Origin of the sequence: Acinetobacter sp. SwsAc6, from assembly GCF_013391565.1 — a bacterium.
Lineage (GTDB): Bacteria > Pseudomonadota > Gammaproteobacteria > Pseudomonadales > Moraxellaceae > Acinetobacter > Acinetobacter cumulans.
Genome location: NZ_JACAXE010000072.1, coordinates 1 through 1,262, shown reverse-complemented (window position 1 = coordinate 1,262; position 1,262 = coordinate 1). Strand labels below are relative to the sequence as shown.

Annotated in this window: 2 protein-coding genes; both read right to left on the bottom strand. The window is 33.5% G+C overall.

What is annotated here, in order from left to right:
• Nucleotides 1-103 precede the first annotated feature (103 nt).
• A complete protein-coding gene (locus HYG93_RS19150) occupies nt 104-571 on the bottom strand; it encodes a DUF4942 domain-containing protein (RefSeq protein ID WP_256733503.1) in 468 nt (155 codons plus the stop codon).
• A 317-nt stretch (nt 572-888) separates the two neighbouring features.
• Nucleotides 889-1,262 (bottom strand): transposase (locus HYG93_RS19145; RefSeq protein ID WP_003279503.1); only part of this gene is annotated, 374 nt, incomplete at its 5' end.

Genomic DNA, 1,262 nt, shown 5'->3' with positions numbered 1-1,262 from the left:
TTGGCAAATTCTTTGGCTAATGCCAGCATTGCTTCATCTTTCATGGTAAACACCTGTGTTGCCCCTAACAGCGTTGAGGGATAGTCTAAGCGTTTACACAGTTTTATTTACAGTCTCGATTGGTTTTGTATTTGCTTGATAATTGGCAAAACAATGAATCAACTTTACGAGCATATGCCATGTGGCGCGTAGACCAGATAGATTCTAAAAATACATTCACGTTATCCATCGTGAAATCTTCAATTTCATGACGAGCAATTTTATCTGACAACGCATCATATTCTTTTTCAGATATAAAGTTTCTAAGATTGATGATCTCAGTTAACTTCCTCCAGAAGCATGACGATATTTGTTTTAAAGCAGATTCTTCAGTATTGAATGATGATGAATATGATTTTCGGGTGATTGCACTCACAATCTGGTAAGCATCAAGTTCAATATCTTTGATGCTTTCATAAATAACCTTTATTGACGATTTTGCTTTTTCGCATTGCAAAATTAGCTTTTCGACTTCAATAAAGTCTAATTCAGATGCTTGCACTTCTCTTTTTATATTTACCAACATATTCATAATTGCCCACCTAATTAGCTTAATTGTCTATATAGATATTTTAATAAAAACCATGGTCATTAATTTTTTTTTAAAATTTATAAGCTAACTTTTTCACTATAATTAAATTAAATAAGCACAACGCTTAAAACTTGGTGTAGTGGAATATGGCTCAACCTTTAAAATTCCTTATTACCTCTACTCATAAATGATGATGTCGATATGCTTATGAAAAAACAACATTCAGTTATGTTCTCAACTGATCGAACAAATACCAATGCTATAAAAATCTGTAATGAGGATATTGTTAAATGAAAAAACTCTGTACACGACAAATTTCACAGAACCCTTATCCTATCAGGATTCTGCCTTCTTAAAATTGCCAAAATTTCCTTAAACTCTTCTTTTTTCCCAAAACCAATTAAACGCTGAATCGCCATTTGAACATAGTCTAAACCATAGCGAAATAAACTCATTGAGAGTCGTCCATGCTTCTTTATTTTTATCGCTTTTTTTTGATCATGTTGCCATTCACCCGTTAAGTAACACCAACAGAAGCTTATAGCTAACACCGCAATCAATTTTTTCACTCGTCTAGGGTCTGTCAAGCGCGTATTTTCAAGATTAAACCCGCGTCCTTTGAGACAACTGAATAAGGTTTCAATTTCCCAGCGTAATGCATAATCCTGAATAGCATTGGCATTAAACTGAG

What these genes read in the sequence shown, in the direction of transcription:
- HYG93_RS19150 (WP_256733503.1), bottom strand. Translation starts at nt 571, where the DNA reads ATGAATATGTTGGTAAATATAAAAAGAGAAGTGCAAGCATCTGAATTA.